The 3,316-nt window shown below is 63.0% G+C and carries 3 protein-coding genes; 2 read left to right on the plus strand and 1 reads right to left on the minus strand.

The features are described 5' to 3' along the window. On the minus strand, positions 1-939 hold a 939-nt coding region (gene lptF, locus GSQ88_RS18975; protein WP_246784869.1), incomplete at its 3' end, for an LPS export ABC transporter permease LptF. A gap of 335 nt (positions 940-1,274) precedes the next feature. Here lptF and GSQ88_RS18980 point away from each other — a divergent pair. Together GSQ88_RS18980 and GSQ88_RS18985 are read left to right on the plus strand one after the other, a co-directional pair. Further along, positions 1,275-2,777, plus strand: a complete 1,503-nt coding sequence (locus GSQ88_RS18980; protein WP_159009251.1) for a leucyl aminopeptidase — start codon at positions 1,275-1,277, stop codon at positions 2,775-2,777. A gap of 21 nt (positions 2,778-2,798) precedes the next feature. Next, positions 2,799-3,251, plus strand: a complete 453-nt coding sequence (locus GSQ88_RS18985) for a DNA polymerase III subunit chi (protein WP_159009252.1) — start codon at positions 2,799-2,801, stop codon at positions 3,249-3,251. Positions 3,252-3,316 lie beyond the last annotated feature (65 nt).

The raw sequence follows: 3,316 nt of genomic DNA on the forward strand, positions 1-3,316 counted from the left end.
CGAACCGCCGATCGAAAAGTTGCGGCTCTGACGCGTGGTGCGCGGCGTGCCGAGAAAGGCAAAGGTGAGGGCGGCGAACGCAAACGGATAGATCGGCGACATGAAGCGGTCATGCAGCTCGGCGCGGAATTGTCCGGGCAATTGCTTGTAGATCGGATCGTCCTGGTCCGGGTAGAGCAGTTCCCAGAGATAACGTTCGCGAATGCCGAGGGCGACGGCTTGATCGTGGTTGGAGAATTTCGACATGTCGAACGCGTAGCGGCCGAACGCCACCATCGCCGGATCGCGCTTGTCGGCTTCCAGCCGCTCGAGATTGCCGTCTTCGAGAATCAGGAACGATCCGCTCTCGTTTTTCAGCACCGTTCCATGGTCGGCGACGATGCTGACGCGTTCCTTTGGATCCCGGCGATCGTCGATGAAGACGCCGGCGAGCAGTCCGCCCGGCCGTCGTTCCCTGATACGGACGGTCAAATTCTGGTCGAGCTGGGCGAAGCGGCCGGGCTGCAGGATGTTGGTGAGGACGTCCGCGGTGATGTCGGCGTCCCACTGCTTGATTCGGCGCATGCCGTCCGGCGCGAGATAGGCCGCGATAAAGGCGACCATCACCGCCACCACGCAGGTGGCGTAGACGAAGGGGAGGAACAGCCGGAACGGCGAAAGGCCGGCGGCGTTCATCACGATGATCTCGGAATCGGTGGCGAGCTTGTTGAGGGTGTGGGAAATCGCGATCATCAGCGCGATCGGCGCGATGATCAGCACCAGCGCGGGAATCACCAGGCTGGTGATGCCGAGAAAGGTCACGATGGTCTGGCCCTGGCTCGTCATCAGGTCGATGCCGCGCAACGCCTGCGTAATCCAGATCACGCCCGTCAGGCTGATCAGGACCACCGCAAACGACCCAAGCGTCGTGCGAAAGATATATTTGTCGATCGACCCCATCGCTACCGCACGATCCCACCTCGCGACCGGAACCGCAGCTGACGACCAATCCTGAAACCAGGATCCCCTATGGTCGCGCCGCCGTTCCAGCCGGCCCACCCTCTCTCACTACATCCCTTTGATCCGTCAACAAAATGGCCGGGCCGTGGCACCCTTAGGATATGGTTAATATTCACGCTATGTGGCCTTCCGGCCACGGCAGAGCTTGGCTTTGCGCACCCGGGCGGGCCAAAGTGCGCGGGAATATGGTCTTGACGGGATGTACAGCACCGCCAAAGAGACTATCGACCGGGCTTCCAGCCCGGTTACAGCCCTGATTTTTGGAGGATTTGCCCATGTCCGACGCCGTCAAGGTCGGCTTCGTCCCGTTTTCCGCCATCTCGCGCGGCATTCTCGTCGTGTTCTGCGACGACATGTTGAAATTCGGCGATGCGGCCAGCAAGGCGCTGGGATCGGCCGTCGAACTGGTCGGACGAGTCGCGGCCGCCAACCGGTTCAAGGGCAAGAGCGGCTCGACCCTCGATATCCTGGCGCCCCAGGGCCTCAAGGCCTCCCGCCTGATTGTGGTCGGGGTCGGCAAGCTGTCGGCGATCAAGAACGACGATTTTCTCAAGCTGGGCGGCGTGATCGCCGGCAAATTGCGCGCCGGCAGCGAGGCCGTGACGGTGGTGGCGGATTTGCCCGATGGCGCCATGAAGCCCGGGCAGTCCGCCGAGATTGCCGCGGGCGTCCGGCTTCGCGCCTATAAATTCGACCGCTACAAGACCAAGAAGAAAGACGGCGAGGAGGCGGCATCGCGCGCCGAGGTTTCGCTGGCGGTCGGCGACGTCAACGCGGCGCGGAAAGCCTTCGCGCCCGACGGCCATATCGTCGACGGGGTGATTCTGGCGCGCGAACTCGTCAACGAGCCGCCGAACGTGCTGTACCCGATCGAGTTCGCGCGTCGCGCCTCGCAACTGCGCAAAGTCGGCGTCGATGTCGAGGTGCTCGACGTCAAGGCGATGACGAAACTCGGAATGGGCGCGTTGCTTGGGGTCGGCCAGGGCTCGACGCAGCCGAGCCGGACCGTGATCATGCGCTGGAACGGCGGCAAGCGCGGCGATGCGCCGGTGGCGTTTATCGGCAAGGGCGTTTGTTTCGACACCGGCGGCATTTCGATCAAATCCGCCGGCGGCATGGAGGACATGAAGGGCGACATGGGAGGTGCGGCCTGCGTGGTCGGACTGATGCACGCGCTCGCCGCGCGCAAAGCCAAAGTCAATGTGGTCGGCGCGATCGGTGTGGTCGAGAACATGCCCGATGGCAACGCGCAGCGTCCCGGCGACATCGTCACCTCGATGTCCGGCCAGACCATCGAGATCATCAACACCGACGCCGAGGGCCGGCTGGTTCTGGCCGATGTGCTCTGGTACGTGGCCAAGAAGTTCAAGCCGAAATTCATGGTCGATCTCGCCACCCTGACCGGCGCGATCATGGTGGCGCTGGGCACCGAACATGCCGGCCTGTTTTCCAACAACGACGAATTGGCCGAGCGGCTCTCGAAGGTCGGAATCGAGACCGGCGAAAAGGTTTGGCGTATGCCGCTCGGTCCGGAATACGACAAGCTGATCGACTCGCAATTCGCCGACGTCAAGAACACCGGCGGCCGTCATGGCGGCTCGATCACCGCCGCCCAGTTCCTGCAACGCTTCGTCGACGACACGCCTTGGGCGCATCTCGATATCGCGGGAACCGCGATGGGGGCGCCGAAGACCGAGATCAATCACAGCTGGGCTTCGGGCTATGGCGTGCGCCTGCTGGAGCGGCTGGTCGCGGAATATTACGAAGCCAAAAAATAGCCGGAAAATAGCCGAAGCCGCATGACCGAAGTTCTGTTCTACCATCTGCAGGACATGACGCTGGAAAACGTGCTGCCGCCGCTCCTCGAAAAATCGCTGGAGCGCGGCTGGCGCGTCGTCGTGCAGTCGACATCGGAGGAGCGCGCCGACGCGCTCGACGCGCATTTGTGGACCTATCGTGACGATTCGTTTTTGCCGCACGCCACATGGCGGGTCGGCGATGCGGCGGAACAGCCGATCGTGCTGATGGCGGGCGAGGGCAATCCGAACCGGGCCAATGTCAGGTTCCTGGTCGACAGCGCCGCGTTGCCGGCCGATTCGGAGAGCTACCAACGGCTGGTTCTGGTCTTCAACGGCGACGACAGCGATGCGCTGGCGGCCGCGCGTGGCGTTTGGACCGATTGCAAGACAAGGGGCTTCGAGGTTACCTACTGGCAGGCCGACGAGCGCGGACGCTGGCAACGGCGGCAATAGCGGCGATTGCGATTTTGGCGATTTTGGCGGTTAATGATAAACTGCGGTTTCGGCGGGCCGGCTTG

The organism is Bradyrhizobium sp. S69, assembly GCF_009766005.1.
Taxonomy (GTDB): domain Bacteria; phylum Pseudomonadota; class Alphaproteobacteria; order Rhizobiales; family Xanthobacteraceae; genus Bradyrhizobium.